Raw genomic sequence first — 16,058 nt, 5'->3', positions numbered from 1 at the left:
GGTGGGAGCCCGGCGAGCGGGGCGCGCGCCGGCCCCCTGTGACCCCGTCAGGCCAGCGCGTCCATCGCCGCCGCCAGCCGTGTATCCAGCGCCGTCAGCCCGCCCGCGTCATGGGTGGACAACGTCACCTCCACCGTCTTGTAGACATTGAACCATTCGGGGTGATGGCCCATCTTCTCGGCCACCAGGGCCGCCCGCGCCATGAAGCCGAACGCCTCGATGAAGTTGCCGAACACATAGGTGCGGCTGATGGCGTCGCGCTCCGACACCTCGGCCCATCCGGCTGCCAGCAGGGGGGCAAGGGCGGCCTCGCGCGCGTCTCCGGTCAGTTTCTCGGTCATGGATCCTCCGTTTGCGGTCTGCGAAAGGGGCCGTAGGCGGTCAGCACCTCGATCTCGTCGTCGATGGCGGCGCGCTCGGCCTCCAGATAGCGCGCCACCGCGTCGCGAAAGCCGGGGTCCGAGAACCAGTGCAGCGAGTGCACCTCGGTCGGCAGATACCCGCGCGCGAGCTTGTGTTCGCCCTGCGCGCCCGCCTCCACCCGGCTCAGCCCATGGGCCAGCGCCCAGTCGATGGCCTGATAGTAGCACAGCTCGAAGTGCAGGCAGGGGTGATCCTCGGTGCAGCCCCAGTAGCGGCCATAGAGGGTGTCGCGCCCGATGAAGTTCAGCGCCCCCGCCACCGGGCGGCCGTCGCGCTCGGCCAGCAGCAGCAGCATGTCGTCGCGCAAGCTCTCCTGTGCGCGCTCGAAGAACGCACGAGTCAGGTACGGCGTTCCCCATTTGCGCGCGCCGGTGTCCTGGTAGAACGCCCAGAAGGCGTCCCAGTGGTGGGGCTGCAGCGCGTCACCGCTCACCGCCCGGATGGTCCCGCCGAAGGCCTGCGCGCGGGCGCGTTCCTTGCGGATGGCCTTGCGCTTGCGCGACGACAGATCAGCAAGGAAGCCGTCGAAATCCGCGTATCCCCGGCTGACCCAGTGGTACTGCTGGGTGACGCGTGCCAGCAGGCCGACCTCGGCGCCGGCGCGCGCCTCGTCCTCGGTGCAGAAGGTGATGTGGGCCGAGGACAGGCGGTTGTTCGCGGCGATCTGCACCATGCCCTGCAGGAGGGCCGCGCGCCCCGTCTCCTCCCAGCCCGGGCGGGTCAGCAGGCGGCGCCCGGTGGCGGGCGTGAACGGCACCGCGCCCTGCAGCTTGGGATAATAACGCCCGCCCGCGCGTTCCCAGGCATGGGCGAAGTTGTGATCGAAGATGTATTCGCCCTGGCTGTGGCCCTTGGCGTAAAGCGGCATCACGGCGATGACCCGGTCGCCCGCGCGCGCCACCAGATGCTGCGGCTGCCAGCCCGACCCCGCGCCGACCGAGCCCGACGCCTCCAGCGCCAGCAGGAAGCGGTGGGTGGTGAAGGGATCGACGGGGCGGCCGTCCGCGCCCTCGGGGCAGGCGCAGGCGTCCCAGTCGGCGGCCGCGATGTCGCGCAGGCGCGGCAGGACGGTGATCTCGACGGTGTGGGCGGTGTCGTCGGGCATGGCGGCTCCGGCCCTCCGGGGGCATAGGGCACAGATGTCCCGCGCGGGCGGCGGGTCAAGCCGGGGTGTAGCCCTCGAAGGTGATCTGCTCGGCGGTGCGCAGGGCGGCGGCGGCCTCGGGCGCGCTGCGGATGGTCCAGCACAGCACCGGCACGCCGCGCGCCTTCAGCGCGGCGACTTCGGCGCGGTCGAGGTCGCGGTGATCGTGCGAGATGAACGCCGCCCCCACCGCGTCGAAGTCCGCGATGGCGCGCAGCCGGTCGCGGGTGGCCGCATCGAGGCCCCCCGCCCCGTCCGGCCAGGCGAAGGTGACAAGCCCGCGCGCGACCCCCGGCGCCAGATCGGCCATGCGCGCGATCATGGCGGGATTGAAGGACATCACCGCCACGGGGCCGTCATAACCCGACAAGGCGGCGGCGGTGGCGGCCTCCAGCACCCCGTCGCTGCCGCCGGGGGTGGGGGTCTGGTCCTTCAGCTCGATCAGCAGCGGCACGCGCCCCGCGACCTGCGCCAGCACCTCGGACAGGGTCGGAATGCCCTCGCCGTCTCCGCCCGTCAGGGGGATGCACCCCAGATCGGCGGCGGGATGCGCGCGCACCGGGCCGGTGGCACCAGTCAGGCGGTCCAGCGTGGGGTCGTGAAACACCATCGCCGTGCCGTCGGCGCTGGTCTGCAGGTCGATCTCGATCCCCCATCCGCCCGCCACGGCCGCGCGGATCGCGGCCATGCCGTTTTCGGGCCGCCCGGGTCCGTGCAGGGCGCGATGGGCGAACGGGCGGGCGGCAAAGCCGGGCGCAAGCGGCGTCATGCGACCTCGAAGATCCCCTCGATCTCCACCGCGACGCCCAGCGGCAGCGAGGCCGCCGACACCGCCGAACGCGCGTGCTTGCCCGCATCCCCGAACACCGCCACCAGCAGGTCCGAGCAGCCGTTGACCACCTTGGGCTGGTCGGTGAAATCGGGGGTGGAGTTGACGAAGGCCGTCAGCTTGACCACCCGCACCACGCGGTCGAGGTCCCCGTCGCAGGCCTTGCGCAGCTGCGCGATCAGCGACAGCGCGCAGGTTTTCGCGGCCGCCTGGCCACCCTCCACGTCGGTGTCGGCACCGAGCTTGCCACGGATCAGCCCGTTTGCGTCCTGGCTGATCTGCCCCGAGACGAACACCAGCGACCCCGAGCGCACGAAGGGGACATAGTTCGCCGCCGGCGTGGGCGCGTCGGGCAGGCTGAGGCCAAGCTCGCTCAGTCGGGCGTCGATGGTTCCGGTCATGGTGTGGGCTCCCCTTGGGTTGTCTGCCTTGGTCTAGCGGGGGCGGGCGGCGGGTGAAAGGGGCGATGGCGCACCGTCGGGCGGGTCGGTGCGCGCCAGATCACGCAGGATCGGACAATCAGGCCGGTTGTCGCCCGCACAGGACGACACCAGTTCCGACAGCGTCGCGCGCATGCCCTGAAGGGCGGCGATGCGCGCGTCGATCTGTTCCAGATGCACGGCCGCGATGCGGCGCACATCCGCCGCCGCCCGCCCGGGGTCGTCATAGAGCGACAGCAGCGTGCGGCAATCCTCGATGGAGAAGCCCAGGCCGCGGGCGCGCCCCAGGAACGCCAGCCGGTGCAGGTCGGCGTCGGAGAACGCGCGGTAGCCGTTGGGATCGCGGCGCGGGCGGATCAGGCCGACCTCCTCGTAGTAGCGGATGGTCTTGGCGGGCAGGCCCGCGCGGGTGGCGACCTCTCCGATGTTCATGCGGCGGCCCTCCGGGGGGTGGGCGCGGGCCGGGTGGCGCCGCGCGGGGTCAGCACCGGCTTCAGCCCGCGCAGCCGCAGCGCGTTGGCCAGCACCGAGACCGAGGACAGCGACATCGCCCCGGCGGCCAGCATCGGCGACAGCATCACGCCCGCCACCGGCCACAGCGCCCCCGCCGCCACCGGGATCAGCAGCGTGTTGTAGCCGAACGCCCATGCGAGGTTCTGGCGGATGTTGCGCAGCGTCGCACGGCCCGCGTGCAGCGCGTTGACCACGCCCGCCGGATCGCCCGAGACGAGGACGACGTCCGCCGCCTCGATCGCGACATCGGTGCCGGTGCCGATGGCGATGCCGACGTCGGCCTCGGCCAGGGCGGGGGCGTCGTTGATGCCGTCGCCGACGAAGGCGATGCGCCCGCCCCCGGTGCCGCGCAGGCGGGTGACGGCCTCGGCCTTGGCGGTGGGCAGGACCTCGGCCAGGACCTCCTCGATGCCCAGTTCGGCGGCGACGGAGCGGGCGGTGGCGGTGGCATCGCCGGTGATGAGCGCGGTGCGCACCCCCATGGCGTGCAGCCGGGCGATGGTCTCGCGCGCGGACGGCTTGATCGGGTCGGCCACCGTCAGCAGCGCCGCGAGGCGTCCGTCGATGGCCACGAACAGCGGGGTTTCGCCGCGCCCGGCGGCGGTGTCGGCGGTGGCGGAAAGGGGCGAGGTGTCGATCCCCTCGGCCGTCATCAGGCGCGCGGCGCCGATCAGGACGTGGCGGCCGTCGACGGTGGCGGACAGGCCGAAGCCGGGGCGGGCCTCGAACGCGTCGGCCTGCGGGACCGGCAGGTCGCGGGCCTCGGCCGCGCGCAGGACGGCGCGGGCGATGGGGTGTTCGGAGCCCCCCTCGGCGGCGGCGGCGAGGCGCAGGACTTCGGCCTCCTCGAACCCCTCGGCCGGGTGGAGGGAGGCCAGCTCGGGGCGCCCTTCGGTCAGGGTGCCGGTCTTGTCGAAGGCCACGAGGTCGACCTCGGCCAGCGCCTGCAGCGCCTCGCCCCGGCGGAACAGCACGCCCATTTCGGCCGCGCGGCCGGTCCCCACGAGGATCGAGGTCGGCGTCGCCAGCCCCATCGCGCAGGGGCACGCGATGATCAGCACCGACACGCCGGCCACCAGCGCGAAGGTCAGCGCGGGATCGGGGCCGAGCGCCAGCCACACCGCCACCGTCAGCGCGGCCACCGCCATCACCACCGGCACGAAGACGGCGACCACCCGGTCCACCAGCGCCTCGATCGGCAGGCGGCCGGCCTGCGCGGCCTCCATCGTGCGGATGATCGAGGCCAGCATGGTGTCGCCGCCCACGCGGGTGGCGCGGAAGCGCAGCGCGCCGGTGGTGTTGACGGTGCCGCCGATGACCTCGGCGCCTTCGGTCTTTTCCACCGGCATCGGCTCGCCGGAGATCATGCTCTCGTCGATGTGGCTGGTGCCGGAGGTGACCTCGCCGTCGACGGCCACACGCTCGCCGGGGCGGAGGTGGAGGATGTCGCCGGGGCGGATCTGCTCCAGCGGGACCTCGGTGGCGGTGCCGTCCCGCTCCACCCGGGCGGTGCGGGGTTGCAGGCCCGCAAGCGCGCGGATCGCGGCGCCGGTGCGGCCGCGCGCGCGCGCCTCCATCCAGCGGCCCAGAAGGACGAGGGTGACGATGACGGCGGCGGCCTCGAAATAGACCGCGCGGGCGGCTTCCGGGATCAGCGCGGGGGCCACGAGCACGAGCGTGGAGTAGGCCCAGGCCGCCCCCGTCCCCAGCGCCACGAGGGAGTTCATGTCCGGCCCGCCGCGCAGCAGGCGCGGGATGCCCTGGGCGAAGAACCCCCGCCCCGGCCCCGCCAGAACCAGCGTGGTCAGCACGAACTGCAGCCACCAGGCCTGCGGGTGGCCGATGGTGGTGTGGACCCAATGGTGAAAGGCCGGGATCAGGTGGCCGCCCATCTCCAGCACGAACACCGGCAGGGTCAGGGCGGCGGCCAGCGCCGCGCGGCGGGCGGTGCGGGTGGTCTCGGACGCGGCGGGATCGGTGGGGGCGTCGGCGTCACGCAGCGTGGCGGTGTAGCCTGCCTGCCCCACCGCGTCGCGCAGGGCGTCGGCGGATTGCCCCGCGAGGTGATCGACCATGACCGTCCCGGTGGCGAGGTTGGCGCGCGCCGCCGTCACGCCCGGCAGCGCCATCAGCGCGCGCTCCACCTTGGAGGTGCAGCTTGCGCAGCTCATCCCCGCCACCGTCAGGTCGGTGCGGGCCATGCGCGCGGGATACCCCGCCGTGCGCAGCGCCGCCGTCAGATCGGCGGTGGTGGCGGTGCCGGTGACCTCGGCGCTGCGGGTGGCGAAGTTGGTGGTGGCGGATGTGACGCCCGCAACGGCTGCCAGCGCGCCATCGGCGCGCCGTGCGCATCCCGCGCAGGACAGGTTTTCGAGGTCCAGACGGATCGTGGTCGCCAAGGCGATGCCCTCCTGTGGTCTGGAAGGACAGCTAATCCTTCCAGCCACTGGAGGGTCAAGGGCGCGGGACGAGAAAACCGCCGATCAGCGGTGGTCGGACACGCGCACCGGAATCGGCACCGGCTGCGCGCCGAAGGCGTCGGCCATCGGCACCCGCTGGGGCGCGTTGCCGCCGCGGTCGGGCGTTTCGGCCATGTTCATCACGGCAATGGCGAACTGCACCGAGGCGAACAGCAAGCCGTTGAAGAAGAACAGCAGGAACAGGCCCAGAAGCCCCCCCGAGCTGGAGAGCAGCAGGTGCTGGAGGTTTGCCACGTTGAGCCCCACCAGCCCCGCGACGAAGACGCCGGCGATGGCAAAGCCGATCAGGCAGTGTCGGATGTACATACGGACAAGCTGGGGCATGGGATCTCCTTTGGGCTGAAACGGAGTGTAGCCCGGAATCAGGAGATCGCAAATGCAGCATATCGGGGCGCGACGGTATGCCCGCCCCGCCCGGATCAGTCGAAGGCCGAGGGGTGCACCTCGCGGGCCATGTGGTCGAGGACGCCGTTGACGAAGGCGGGCTCGCGGCCCTCGGGGAAGAAGGCGCGGGCGATCTCCACGAATTCGGTGATGGTCACGCGGGGGGGCGTGGCGCCGCCGGTCAGCTCGGCGCCCGCGGCGCGGAACAGGGCGCGCAGGGTGGGGTCGATGCGGGCGATGGGCCATTTCGCCACCAGCGCGCGGTCGGTAAGCTGGTCGATGCGGGCCTGATTGTCCACCGCATCGCCGATCAGGCGGCGAAACAGGTCGATGTCGGCCTCGGCCAGCCGTTCGGCGGAGTGTTCGGAGCTGTAGTCGATGCCGATGCGGTGGGCCTCGAACTCGGCGATGACGGCGTCGGCGCCCTGGGCGGCGGCTTCCATCTGGAACAGCGCCTGGACGGCGTGCAGGCGGGCGGCCGCGCGGGCGGCGCGCCTGGCGTCGCGGCGGGCGTCGGAACGGGGGGGGTGCTGCGGCTGGGTCATGCGCGGTGGCCCCCGTCGCCTGCGATGCGGAATTCGGCCCCCGCGGGGCCGGTGCGGAAGCCCACCCCGCCGCGCGGCGCGGCCCAGCGGCGCGCGAGTGCGATCAGGTGCAGCGCTGCGGCCGCGGCGCCGCCCCCCTTGTCCATGCGGCCGGGGTCGGCGCGGACCTCGGCCTGGTCGCGGTTTTCCACCGTCAGGATGCCGTTGCCGATCAGCGCGCCATCGAGGCCCAGCAGCATCAGCCCGCGGGAGCTGTCGTTGCACACGGTGTCGTAATGCGTCGTCTCGCCCCGGATCACGCAGCCCAGCGCCACGAAGCCGTCGTAGTTGGCGCGCAGCTGCGCCAGCCGCACGGCGGTGGGGATCTCCAGCGCGCCGGGGACCTCCACGATGTCATGGGTGGCCCCGGCGGACTGTGCCACAGTCGCGGCGCCCGCGATCAGGTTGTCCGCGATGTCGCGGTAGTAGGGCGCCACCACGAACAGCAGCTTCACCGGCGCGGTGAAGTCGGGCAGCGGAAGGGAGGCGTGGGGTTCGGTCGCGGCCATGGGCGTGATCCTTCAGGCGCGGGGATTGGGGTGGGCGCGGGGAATCGGACGGGTGCCGGTGATCGTCAGGCCGTACGCCTCCAGCCCCACGACGCGGGGCACGCCGGAGTTGGTGACCAGCACGATGTCGCCAAGGCCCAGCGCCGAAAGGATCTGCGCGCCAAGGCCGTACTGGCGCAGGGTGCCGGGCGTGGCCTCGGCCCCGGTCGCCAGCCGCATGTCGAGGTCGCGCAGCAGGACGACCACGCCGCGCCCCTCGGCCGCGATGACCTCCATCGCGCCCTGCAGGTCGCCCGCGTGGCCCGGGTCGATGCCCAGCAGGTCCGACAGCGGATCAAGCGCATGCATCCGCACCAGCACCGGGTCGGGCGTCGTCAGGTCGCCCTTGGTCAGGACGATATGCTCGGCGCCCTGGGTCTCGTCGGCGAAGACGCGCATCAGCCAGTCGCCGCCGTGGGCCGAGGTGACGGGGCGCGCGGCGCGCTCCACCACCAGATTGTCGTGGCGGCGGCGATAGGCGATCAGGTCGGCGATGGTGCCGATCTTCAGCCCGTGCCGCTGCGCAAAGGACACGAGGTCGGGCAGCCGCGCCATGGTGCCGTCGTCGTTCATGATCTCGCAGATCACGCCCGAGGGGTTGAGGCCCGCCAGACGCGCCACGTCCACCGCGGCCTCGGTGTGGCCGGCGCGCACCAGCACGCCGCCGTCGCGGGCGCGCAGGGGGAACACATGGCCCGGGGTGGCGATGTCGGCGCCGCCCTTGGTGGGGTCGGTGGCGACCGCGATGGTGCGCGCACGATCATGGGCCGAGATGCCGGTGGTCACCCCCTCGCGCGCCTCGATCGACATGGTGAAGGCGGTCTCGTGGCGCGAGGAATTCTTGGGGCTCATCAGTTGCAGGCCCAGCGCGTCGATGCGCGCGCCCGGAAGTGCCAGGCAGATCAGGCCGCGGCCGTGGGTGGCCATGAAGTTCACGGCCTCCGGGGTGGCCATCTGCGCGGGGATCACGAGGTCGCCCTCGTTCTCGCGGTCCTCGTGGTCGACGAGGATGAACATGCGGCCGTTGCGGGCGTCGTCGATGATCTCCTCGATGGTGGAGATGGCGTCGGCGTATCCCTCGCCGCCGGAACCGGGGGCGGGGCTGTGGGCGGGGCTGGTCATGGCTGGGGCCTCCGGGCTGTTGCCGGGCACATAGGTCATCGGCGCGGCGGGGGAAAGAGGCGCCGGAGCGCGTGGCCGGGCGCGCGGGTCGGGCGCGCGGTTCAGCCGCGCCCCTCCTCCACGGCGAAACACGCGGTCATGCCGTCGCCCGAGGGCACCGCGCGCGGCACCTCGCGCCGGCAGCGGTCGGCCACCAGCGGGCAGCGCGGATGGAAGGCACAGCCCGACGGCGGGTCGATGGGGTTGGGGATCTCGCCCTCCACCTGCTTGCGGCGCCGCCCGGTCATGGCGAGGTCGGGCACCGCATCCAGCAGCATCCGGCTGTAGGGGTGGCGCGGGTCGGTGAACAGGCGCTTGGCCTCGGCCACCTCGGCCAGGCGGCCGAGATACAGCACGCCGATGCGGCCGGCCATGTGGCGCACCACCGACAGGTCATGGCTGATGAACAGATAGGTCAGGCCGAATTCGTCCTGAAGATCGCGCATCAGGTTGAGGATCTGCGCCTGCACCGAGACATCGAGCGCCGAGGTCGGCTCGTCGCACACGATGAACTCGGGGCGCGAGGACAGCGCGCGGGCGATGGCGATGCGCTGGCGCTGTCCGCCGGAGAATTCATGCGGGAATTTGGCCGCGTCGCGGGCGCCGAGGCCCACCACCTCCAGCAGGCGCGCGACCTCGCGCCGCACCTCGGCGCCGGAGGCGAGGCCGAAGGTGCGGATCGGCTCCGCGATGATCTCACCCACCCGCCAGCGCGGGTTGAGGCTGGCGAACGGGTCCTGGAAGATCATCTGGAAGCGCTTGCGCAGCTTGCGCATGGCCGCGCCGTCGGTGCCGGTCATCGGCTGGCCGTCGAACACGATGCGCCCCCCGGACGGCGCCAGAAGGCCCACGATCATCTTGGCGATGGTGGATTTGCCCGAGCCGCTTTCGCCCACGAGCGCGAAGGTCTCTCCGCGCCGGATCTCGAAGCTGACATCGGCGACGGCGGTGAGGAACGCCTTGGGCTCGCGCTCGATCACGCGGTTGAGCCAGGGTTTCGACACATCGAAGGTGCGCGACAGCCCCTCGATGCGGACCAGTGCGTCAGACATCGCCCACCCCCTCGCGCGCATGCAGCCAGCAGGCGACCTGGCGCCCCTGCCCCCGCGCCAGCAGATCGGGCCGCTCGGTCCGGCAGCGGGGCATCACCTGCGGGCAGCGCGGGTTGAAGGCGCAGCCCTGCGGGATCGCGTCCAGCCGGGGCATCGCACCGGGGATCTGCGTCAGACGCTCGGCGGTCTGGGTCAGCGTCGGGATGGAGCCCATGAGGCCCGCGGTATAGGGATGCTCGGCCGCCTGGATCACGTCGCGCACGGGGCCGATTTCCGCGACCCGTCCGGCATAGAGCACCGCCACCCGGTCGGCGGTTTCCGCGATCACGCCCATGTCGTGGGTGATCAGCATCACCGCCGCGCCGCGATCGGCGCAGATGTCGCGCAGCACGTCGATGATCTGCGCCTGCACGCTGACGTCGAGCGCGGTGGTGGGTTCGTCCGCGATCACCAGCTCGGGCTCGGCGGCGAGTGCCAGCGCGATGACCACCCGCTGGCGCATGCCCCCGGAGAAATGGTGGGGATAGTCGTCGATGCGGCGGCGCGCGGCCGGGATGCCGACCTGGTCCAGCAGGGCGACCGCGCGCTCGCGCGCCTCGCGCTCGGACAGGCCCAGGTGGGTGCGGATCGTCTCGATCAGCTGCTCGGCCACGGTATAGAGCGGGTTGAGCGAGGTCAGCGGGTCCTGGAACACCATGCCGATGCGGCGGCCGCGGATGCTGCGCATCCGGTCCTCGGGGATGTTGTCGATACGCTCGCCGCGCAGGCGGATCTCGCCGCCCGCGATCCGGCCGGGGCGGTCGATCAGGCCGATGATGGCGGAGCCGGTGATGGATTTCCCGGCGCCGGATTCGCCGACCATGCCCAGCACCTCCCCCTCGGCGATGTCGAAGGACACGCGGTCCAGCGCGCGCAGCGTGCCCCGGCGGGTGGGGAATTCCACGACCAGGTCGCGGACGGACAGGAGCGGTTCGGACATCAGCGGAGCCTTGGGTTCAGCGCGTCACGCAGCCAGTCACCCAGCAGGTTGACCGACAGCGCCAGCGCCAGAAGGGCTGCCGAGGGGAACGCCAGGATCCACCACTCGCCCGAGAACAGGAACCCCTGCCCGATGCGGATGAGCGTGCCGAGCGAGGGCTGCGTGGGCGGCAGGCCGACACCGAGGAACGACAGCGTCGCCTCGGCGATGATCGCGAGCGCAAGGCCGATGGTGGCGATCACGAGGACCGGCCCCATCACGTTGGGCAGGATGTGGCGCACGAGGATCTTGACCGGATGGGCGCCGATGACGCGGGCGGCCTGGACGTATTCCTTGTTCTTTTCCACCATCGTGGCGCCACGCACGACGCGGGCGTACTGCACCCAGTCCGACAGCCCGATCGCCACGATCAGCACCCAGATCGCCATCGCCTCGCGGTAGGCGGCCGGGATGAAGCCGCGCGCGACCCCGAAAATCAGCAGCGCCAGCAGGATCGACGGGAAGGTCAGCTGCACATCGGCCACCCGCATCAGCAGCCCGTCCAGCCAGCCGCCCCGGAACCCCGCGATCAGCCCCAGCGTGATCCCGAGCGTCATCGCGAACAGCACCGCCGCGAAGCCCACGAACAACGAGGTGCGCGCGCCATAGAGGATGGTGGAGAACACGTCGCGGCCCTGGTTGTCGGTGCCCAGCCAATAGACGTTGCCGGTGAAGGCGTTCGGCTCCATCGGCGGGGTGAAGCCGTCCATCAGGTTCAGCGTGGCGGGGTCGAACGGGTTGTGCGGCGCGATCAGCGGCGCCAGCACCGCGCCCAGGATGATCAGCGTCGCCACCACCCCCGACACCAGCGCCACCGGCGAGGTGCGGAAGCTGTAGGCGAGGTCACTGTCCCAGGCACGCCGCAGCGCGTTGGGACGGTCTTCGGGGGTGAAGTCGCTCATCTCGGCTCCGGGGTTTCAGTGCCGCGCGGCGCCGCGGTCCACCCGCAGGCGCGGGTCCACGACGTAGTAAAGCAGATCGACGATCAGGTTGATCACCACGAAGATCAGCGCGATCAGCATCAGATAGGCCGCCATCACCGGCACATCGACAAAGCGCACCGCGTTGATGAAGAACGCCCCCACGCCGGGCCACTGGAACACCGTCTCGGTGATGATGGCGAACGCGATGATGGAGCCAAGCTGCAGGCCGGTGATGGTGATGACCGGCACCAGCGTGTTCTTCAGCGCGTGGCCGAAGTGGATGGCGCGGTTCGACAGGCCCCGCGCGCGGGCGAACTTGATGTAGTCGGTGCGCAGCACCTCCAGCATCTCGGCCCGCACGAGGCGCATGATGAGGGTCAGCTGGTAAAGTCCCAGCGTGATCGCCGGCAGGATCAGCGCCACGCGCCCCGATTCCGTCAGGAAGCCCGTGCGCCAGCCGCCGATCTGCACCACCTCGCCGCGGCCGAACGACGGCAGCCACTGCAATTCCACCGCGAACACCCAGATCAGCAGCACACCGATCAGGAAGGTCGGCAGCGACACCCCGATCAGCGAGACCGTCATGATCGCGTTCGACAGCCAGCCCCGCCGGTTCAGCGCCGTGTACACGCCTAGCGCCACGCCCAGCACGAAGGCCGCGATCCCCGACACCAGCGCCAGCTCCAGGGTGGCCGGAAGACGCTGGAGGATCAGCTCGGCCACCGGCTGCTGAAGGCGGTAGGAGATGCCGAAATCCCCCCGCAGCACCCGCCCGATGTAGTCGATGAACTGCATCCAGAACGGCTGGTCGAGGCCGAGGCGCGCGCGCAGCGCATCGCGATCGGCGGCCGTGGCCTCCTGCCCCATCAGGCTGGCCACGGGGTCGCCCACGAACCGGAACAGCGCAAACGAAATCAGCGCCACGACAAGCATGACGAGAACCGATTGCACAAGGCGGCGCAGGATGAAGGCGGTCATGGTTCGGGCCGGGTTGCGGCCGTGGCCCGTGCCACGGCTTCCTCTGGAGTGGGCTTAGTGGAGGATGCGCCCGAGAACAATCCCGCCGCGCGGGACGCAGCGCCATAAAATGCAGCGCCCGCCCGCAAGGTGGGCACGCGGATCAGCCGCGCTCGGCCGCCAGCGCCTCGATCTGGGGGCGCAACCCCTCCAGCCGGTAGCCGTGGCGCGCGCCCGCGCCGATCAGCGCATCCGCCGGCTGCCGTCCGGCCTGCGCCAGCGCCCACACCACCGACGAGCGGTTGCCCGAGGCGCAGTAGGCCAGCACCGGACCCGCCGCCCCCGCCATCGCCGCCGCCTGCGCGTCCACATGCGGACGCGACAGGGTCATGGCGTCAAACGGATTGTCGAGAAAGGTCATCCCCGCCGCCTCGACGGCCGCCCGCAGGCGGTCGGCGGCCAGGTCGGGCGGGTTCTCGGCATCGGGGCGGTTGCAGATCACCGTGGTGTAGCCCGCCGCGGCGATGGCGGGCACGTCCTCGGGGGCGATCTGCGGGCTGACGGCATAGCTGTCGGACAACGGGCGAATATCCATGGGAGCTCCCTGTTCCCGGGCGGGTTTCTCAGGCGGCGGCAAGCCGGTCGATGCGGCTGCGCAACCCCGGCGTCACCAGCATACCCGCAGCCATCGCCGCAAGAAAGACCAGCCCCCCCGTTCCGCCCCACGTCAGCGAGGCCATCGCCGGGCCCGGGCACAGCCCCGCCAGCCCCCAGCCCGCCCCGAACAGCACCGAGCCCAGCACCAGGTTGTGGCCCAGCTTCGGCTCGGGCGCGGGCGGGAACGCGCCGCCCAGCGCCGGCGCGCGGCGCCGCGCGGCCACCCGCCACGCCACCGCCATCGGCAGGATCGCCCCCCCCAGCACGAAGGCCAGCGTCGGGTCCCAGGCGCCGAACACATCCAGCCAGCCCTGGACCCTGGTGGTGTCGGTCATCCCCGAGACCAGCAACCCCACTCCGAACAGACTGCCAGCCACGAAGGCATAGATCGCGCGCACCATGTCAGATCACCCCCAGAAGATGCCGGAACAGGACCACCGCGACCCCGCCCGCCAGCAGATAGATCACCGTCGCCACGATCCCGCGCAGCGACAGCCGCGCGATCCCGCACACCCCGTGCCCCGAGGTGCAGCCGTTCGCCAGCCGCGTGCCGATCCCCACCAGCAGCCCCGCCGCCACGATCACGCCCAGATTCGAGGTGATGTGCGTCGACACCCCCGGCACGAAGGCATACGCCATCACCCCCGGCACCAGCACGAGGCCCGCGACAAAGGCCCCCCTCTCGGCCGCGGAGCCCCAGCCCGAGCGGTCGATCAGCCCGCCGAGGATGCCGCTGGCCCCCATGATCCGGCCGTTCACCAGCAGGAACATCGCCGCCGCGCAGCCGATCAGCAGACCGCCCGCAAATCCCCAGATCCACTCCGCCTCGATCATTGGTCCGCTCCATACCGGGATGTGTCGGAAAGACAGGTAACAAGGACATCAAAAATCTCAAGGTGTGAATGTGTCGCCACCCCGGCAAAGCTTGATGCAGGTCAAGGAGACGGCCCGCCCGGAGCGGATAGCGTTTCCGTCACCGCCGCACCGGACGCCATCGCGCACACCGCCGGGCCGGCGCAGAAGTGCCGCCGCACCGACGGCGACGCGATGCCAGCGCCCGCCCCTGCCGGGCGGCGCACACCAGATCAGAGGCGCCCGTCGGGCGCGAGGGAGAGGTTCATGGGATCGGTCCAACCCCGGAAATCCGCCGCGATGACAGGATGGCTCGAGACGGTGCAGCGGGACCCAGGGTCGATGGGTGCGTTCCGGCGCCGCATCGAATCGCTGCTGTGTGACCCGGCCGTGGCGCGGCGCATCGCGCGTCGGCTGAACGGCGAGCAGTCCGAAACGGCACCACGCCGCCCTGCGCGCGGCGTGCAGGGTGCGCGCCCGCAGGACGCCTGCGCGATCGCGCGCGAGGACTGCCCGCAGGGGTCGATCTTCGGTCGGTGCGATTGCGACGGGGCGTGCCGGTTGATGCCGTTCGACCTGAAGGGCCTGCTGGGACGCAGCGCGCCGCCGGTGCTGGTGGCGGCCACGCGGCACTGAGCCAACATGGCAGCGCCGGGGCGCGCGACCACCCCCTGCGGACGTCCCGGCAGACCGGGTCGTCAGGCCAGGAACAGCCCCGCGACGACAATCGCCAGACCCAGCGCCGAGACCAGCAATGCCGCGAAATTGACCACCACCACCCGGTGCATGCGCGCGCGCAGGGCCGCGTCGTCCAGACCCGCGCGGCGCGCGCGCACCGCCGAGATGATGCACCACACGATGCCCGCCAGCCCCGCCAGCGTGACCGCCGCACCGCCCCAGACCAACGCCGCCATCCCGCGCCCCCCTGTCCTTGTGTCCGCATCCGAGGGGTTCGCCTAGACGACGGCCGGTCCGGCGACAAGGCCCGCGCGCCCGATCGGCCTTGATCCCCGGCGGGCCGGTCGCTAGCAGGATGGCCCGGCCCACCGTGGTCCGGCCCACCGTGGCCCGGCCCCATCCCGCCCCAGTCCAGATCCGGAGACACCCATGAGCGACCCCACCGCCGCCTATGACATCACCGCCGCCGAGCTGCGGCAGTTCGTCGAGCAGTTCGAGGCGCTGGAGGAGCAGAAGAAGGACATCGCCGACCAGCAGAAGGAGGTGTTGTCCGAGGCCAAGGCGCGCGGCTACGACACCAAGGTGATGCGCAAGATCATCGCCCTGCGCAAGCGCAAGCCCGACGACATCGCCGAGGAGGAAGCGATCCTGGAGATGTACAAGGCCGCCCTCGGCATGTCCTGAGGCGGCCGCACAGGATCCCGCGCCCGGCCCCGCGCCCGGTCCCGCGTGCGCACCCGCGCGCAGACCCGCGCGCGGACAGTTGACCACCCGCCCCCCGCGCCGCTATGGACGGCGCCACGCCGGTTTAGCTCAGCTGGTAGAGCAGCGGTTTTGTAAACCGAAGGTCGGGGGTTCGAGTCCCTCAACCGGCACCACGCCTCCTGCGTCGATCCGCGTGGCTGCGGCGGCGGCCGGCCTCAGACCGGCAGGGCGGTGGTCGACTTGATCTCTTCCATCGACAGCAGCGCGGTGACGTTGTGGACCTTCACCTCGGCGATCAGCGCCTGGTAGAAGGCGTCATAGGCGCGGGCGTTGGGGACGCGGACCTTGAGGATGTAGTCGATCTCGCCGGCCAGGCGGTGGGCCTCCAGCACCTCGGGGCGGGCGCGCACGGCGCCGAGGAAGCGGCGCTGCCACTCGGGCTCGTGCTCGGAGGTGCGCACCAGGACGAAGAAGCACGCATCGAACCCCAGCGCCACCGGATCCAGGATCACCGTCTGGCCCAGGATCACACCCGCCGCCCGCATCCGGCGGATCCGGTTCCACACCGGCGTCTTGGACGAGCCGACGATGCGCGCGATCTCCTCCAGCGACTGGCCCGAATCGCGTTGCAGCTCCGCAAGGATCCTGCGGTCGAGGGTGTCGAGGCGAACGGGCTCGGACATCGGGGGGATTCCGGACTGGGGGTGGCG

The 16,058-nt window shown here is 71.7% G+C and carries 21 protein-coding genes and 1 tRNA gene; 3 read left to right on the top strand and 19 right to left on the bottom strand.

Annotated features, from left to right (window positions below; translation table 11 throughout):
- Positions 1-47: 47 nt before the first annotated feature.
- From CCR87_RS04120 to CCR87_RS04040, 17 genes are all read right to left on the bottom strand, one after another.
- Positions 48-341, bottom strand: a complete 294-nt coding sequence (locus CCR87_RS04120; RefSeq protein ID WP_201156302.1) for a 4a-hydroxytetrahydrobiopterin dehydratase — start codon at positions 339-341, stop codon at positions 48-50.
- Positions 338-1,528, bottom strand: a complete 1,191-nt coding sequence (locus CCR87_RS04115) for a GNAT family N-acetyltransferase (protein WP_201156301.1) — start codon at positions 1,526-1,528, stop codon at positions 338-340. Before CCR87_RS04115 ends, CCR87_RS04120 begins: the two co-directional genes overlap by 4 nt.
- A gap of 55 nt (positions 1,529-1,583) precedes the next feature.
- A complete protein-coding gene (locus CCR87_RS04110; RefSeq protein WP_201156300.1) occupies positions 1,584-2,336 on the bottom strand; it encodes a glycerophosphodiester phosphodiesterase family protein in 753 nt (250 codons plus the stop codon).
- Positions 2,333-2,797, bottom strand: a complete 465-nt coding sequence (locus tag CCR87_RS04105) for a RidA family protein (RefSeq protein ID WP_201156299.1) — start codon at positions 2,795-2,797, stop codon at positions 2,333-2,335. Before CCR87_RS04105 ends, CCR87_RS04110 begins: the two co-directional genes overlap by 4 nt.
- Before the next feature lie 33 nt (positions 2,798-2,830).
- Positions 2,831-3,268 carry a Cu(I)-responsive transcriptional regulator gene (cueR, locus tag CCR87_RS04100; RefSeq protein ID WP_201156298.1) on the bottom strand — a complete coding sequence of 146 codons (438 nt, stop codon included), beginning with the start codon at positions 3,266-3,268 and terminating at the stop codon, positions 2,831-2,833.
- Positions 3,265-5,748 carry a heavy metal translocating P-type ATPase gene (locus CCR87_RS04095; protein WP_207186548.1) on the bottom strand — a complete coding sequence of 828 codons (2,484 nt, stop codon included), beginning with the start codon at positions 5,746-5,748 and terminating at the stop codon, positions 3,265-3,267. Before CCR87_RS04095 ends, cueR begins: the two co-directional genes overlap by 4 nt.
- Positions 5,749-5,832: 84 nt before the next feature.
- Entirely contained in the window at positions 5,833-6,153 is a 321-nt protein-coding gene (locus CCR87_RS04090; protein WP_201156297.1) for a hypothetical protein, read from the bottom strand.
- A gap of 95 nt (positions 6,154-6,248) precedes the next feature.
- Complete coding sequence (nusB, locus tag CCR87_RS04085) at positions 6,249-6,758, bottom strand: transcription antitermination factor NusB (protein WP_201156296.1); 510 nt, start codon at positions 6,756-6,758, stop codon at positions 6,249-6,251.
- Positions 6,755-7,306: a 6,7-dimethyl-8-ribityllumazine synthase gene (locus tag CCR87_RS04080; protein WP_201156295.1), complete on the bottom strand. Its 552-nt coding sequence runs from the start codon at positions 7,304-7,306 to the stop codon at positions 6,755-6,757. Before CCR87_RS04080 ends, nusB begins: the two co-directional genes overlap by 4 nt.
- A gap of 12 nt (positions 7,307-7,318) precedes the next feature.
- Positions 7,319-8,467, bottom strand: a complete 1,149-nt coding sequence (gene ribB, locus CCR87_RS04075; RefSeq protein WP_201156294.1) for a 3,4-dihydroxy-2-butanone-4-phosphate synthase — start codon at positions 8,465-8,467, stop codon at positions 7,319-7,321.
- A gap of 101 nt (positions 8,468-8,568) precedes the next feature.
- On the bottom strand, positions 8,569-9,558 hold the full coding sequence (locus CCR87_RS04070) for an ABC transporter ATP-binding protein (protein ID WP_201156293.1): 990 nt from the start codon (positions 9,556-9,558) through the stop codon (positions 8,569-8,571).
- Complete coding sequence (locus CCR87_RS04065) at positions 9,551-10,537, bottom strand: ABC transporter ATP-binding protein (RefSeq protein ID WP_201156292.1); 987 nt, start codon at positions 10,535-10,537, stop codon at positions 9,551-9,553. Before CCR87_RS04065 ends, CCR87_RS04070 begins: the two co-directional genes overlap by 8 nt.
- Positions 10,537-11,478 carry an ABC transporter permease gene (locus CCR87_RS04060; protein ID WP_201156291.1) on the bottom strand — a complete coding sequence of 314 codons (942 nt, stop codon included), beginning with the start codon at positions 11,476-11,478 and terminating at the stop codon, positions 10,537-10,539. The genes CCR87_RS04065 and CCR87_RS04060 overlap by 1 nt, the downstream gene beginning before the upstream one ends.
- Before the next feature lie 15 nt (positions 11,479-11,493).
- On the bottom strand, positions 11,494-12,477 hold the full coding sequence (locus CCR87_RS04055; RefSeq protein ID WP_201156290.1) for an ABC transporter permease: 984 nt from the start codon (positions 12,475-12,477) through the stop codon (positions 11,494-11,496).
- Positions 12,478-12,619: 142 nt separating this feature from the next.
- Complete coding sequence (locus CCR87_RS04050) at positions 12,620-13,051, bottom strand: protein tyrosine phosphatase family protein (protein ID WP_201156289.1); 432 nt, start codon at positions 13,049-13,051, stop codon at positions 12,620-12,622.
- 28 nt (positions 13,052-13,079) lie between these two features.
- Complete coding sequence (locus tag CCR87_RS04045) at positions 13,080-13,514, bottom strand: DUF6691 family protein (RefSeq protein ID WP_207186547.1); 435 nt, start codon at positions 13,512-13,514, stop codon at positions 13,080-13,082.
- Between the two features lies 1 nt (position 13,515).
- Positions 13,516-13,944 (bottom strand): YeeE/YedE thiosulfate transporter family protein, encoded by a 429-nt coding sequence (locus CCR87_RS04040; RefSeq protein ID WP_201156303.1) that lies wholly within the window; start codon positions 13,942-13,944, stop codon positions 13,516-13,518.
- 363 nt (positions 13,945-14,307) lie between these two features.
- On the opposite strand from CCR87_RS04040, the gene CCR87_RS04035 reads away from it, so the two are divergent.
- A complete protein-coding gene (locus CCR87_RS04035) occupies positions 14,308-14,601 on the top strand; it encodes a hypothetical protein (RefSeq protein WP_207186545.1) in 294 nt (97 codons plus the stop codon).
- A 62-nt stretch (positions 14,602-14,663) separates the two neighbouring features.
- Here CCR87_RS04035 and CCR87_RS04030 read toward each other — a convergent pair whose 3' ends face one another.
- Positions 14,664-14,879, bottom strand: a complete 216-nt coding sequence (locus CCR87_RS04030; RefSeq protein ID WP_201156287.1) for a hypothetical protein — start codon at positions 14,877-14,879, stop codon at positions 14,664-14,666.
- A 193-nt stretch (positions 14,880-15,072) separates the two neighbouring features.
- On the opposite strand from CCR87_RS04030, the gene CCR87_RS04025 reads away from it, so the two are divergent.
- On the top strand, positions 15,073-15,327 hold the full coding sequence (locus tag CCR87_RS04025) for a DUF2312 domain-containing protein (protein WP_201156286.1): 255 nt from the start codon (positions 15,073-15,075) through the stop codon (positions 15,325-15,327).
- Positions 15,328-15,445: 118 nt separating this feature from the next.
- Positions 15,446-15,521, top strand: a tRNA-Thr gene (locus CCR87_RS04020).
- 42 nt (positions 15,522-15,563) lie between these two features.
- Here CCR87_RS04020 and CCR87_RS04015 read toward each other — a convergent pair.
- Positions 15,564-16,031 (bottom strand): Lrp/AsnC family transcriptional regulator, encoded by a 468-nt coding sequence (locus CCR87_RS04015; RefSeq protein WP_201156285.1) that lies wholly within the window; start codon positions 16,029-16,031, stop codon positions 15,564-15,566.
- Between the last annotated feature and the right edge of the window lie 27 nt (positions 16,032-16,058).

The organism is Rhodobaculum claviforme (assembly GCF_016653255.1).
Classification (GTDB): Bacteria; Pseudomonadota; Alphaproteobacteria; order Rhodobacterales; family Rhodobacteraceae; genus Rhodobaculum; species Rhodobaculum claviforme.
This window is presented reverse-complemented; position numbering and strand designations above follow the sequence as displayed.

What these genes read in the sequence shown, in the direction of transcription:
- CCR87_RS04120 (WP_201156302.1), bottom strand. Translation starts at nt 341, where the DNA reads ATGACCGAGAAACTGACCGGAGACGCGCGCGAGGCCGCCCTTGCCCCC.
- CCR87_RS04115 (WP_201156301.1), bottom strand. Translation starts at nt 1,528, where the DNA reads ATGCCCGACGACACCGCCCACACCGTCGAGATCACCGTCCTGCCGCGC.
- CCR87_RS04110 (WP_201156300.1), bottom strand. Translation starts at nt 2,336, where the DNA reads ATGACGCCGCTTGCGCCCGGCTTTGCCGCCCGCCCGTTCGCCCATCGC.
- CCR87_RS04105 (WP_201156299.1), bottom strand. Translation starts at nt 2,797, where the DNA reads ATGACCGGAACCATCGACGCCCGACTGAGCGAGCTTGGCCTCAGCCTG.
- cueR (WP_201156298.1), bottom strand. Translation starts at nt 3,268, where the DNA reads ATGAACATCGGAGAGGTCGCCACCCGCGCGGGCCTGCCCGCCAAGACC.
- CCR87_RS04090 (WP_201156297.1), bottom strand. Translation starts at nt 6,153, where the DNA reads ATGCCCCAGCTTGTCCGTATGTACATCCGACACTGCCTGATCGGCTTT.
- nusB (WP_201156296.1), bottom strand. Translation starts at nt 6,758, where the DNA reads ATGACCCAGCCGCAGCACCCCCCCCGTTCCGACGCCCGCCGCGACGCC.
- CCR87_RS04080 (WP_201156295.1), bottom strand. Translation starts at nt 7,306, where the DNA reads ATGGCCGCGACCGAACCCCACGCCTCCCTTCCGCTGCCCGACTTCACC.
- ribB (WP_201156294.1), bottom strand. Translation starts at nt 8,467, where the DNA reads ATGACCAGCCCCGCCCACAGCCCCGCCCCCGGTTCCGGCGGCGAGGGA.
- CCR87_RS04070 (WP_201156293.1), bottom strand. Translation starts at nt 9,558, where the DNA reads ATGTCTGACGCACTGGTCCGCATCGAGGGGCTGTCGCGCACCTTCGAT.
- CCR87_RS04065 (WP_201156292.1), bottom strand. Translation starts at nt 10,537, where the DNA reads ATGTCCGAACCGCTCCTGTCCGTCCGCGACCTGGTCGTGGAATTCCCC.
- CCR87_RS04060 (WP_201156291.1), bottom strand. Translation starts at nt 11,478, where the DNA reads ATGAGCGACTTCACCCCCGAAGACCGTCCCAACGCGCTGCGGCGTGCC.
- CCR87_RS04055 (WP_201156290.1), bottom strand. Translation starts at nt 12,477, where the DNA reads ATGACCGCCTTCATCCTGCGCCGCCTTGTGCAATCGGTTCTCGTCATG.
- CCR87_RS04050 (WP_201156289.1), bottom strand. Translation starts at nt 13,051, where the DNA reads ATGGATATTCGCCCGTTGTCCGACAGCTATGCCGTCAGCCCGCAGATC.
- CCR87_RS04045 (WP_207186547.1), bottom strand. Translation starts at nt 13,514, where the DNA reads ATGGTGCGCGCGATCTATGCCTTCGTGGCTGGCAGTCTGTTCGGAGTG.
- CCR87_RS04035 (WP_207186545.1), top strand. Translation starts at nt 14,308, where the DNA reads ATGGGTGCGTTCCGGCGCCGCATCGAATCGCTGCTGTGTGACCCGGCC.
- CCR87_RS04030 (WP_201156287.1), bottom strand. Translation starts at nt 14,879, where the DNA reads ATGGCGGCGTTGGTCTGGGGCGGTGCGGCGGTCACGCTGGCGGGGCTG.
- CCR87_RS04025 (WP_201156286.1), top strand. Translation starts at nt 15,073, where the DNA reads ATGAGCGACCCCACCGCCGCCTATGACATCACCGCCGCCGAGCTGCGG.
- CCR87_RS04015 (WP_201156285.1), bottom strand. Translation starts at nt 16,031, where the DNA reads ATGTCCGAGCCCGTTCGCCTCGACACCCTCGACCGCAGGATCCTTGCG.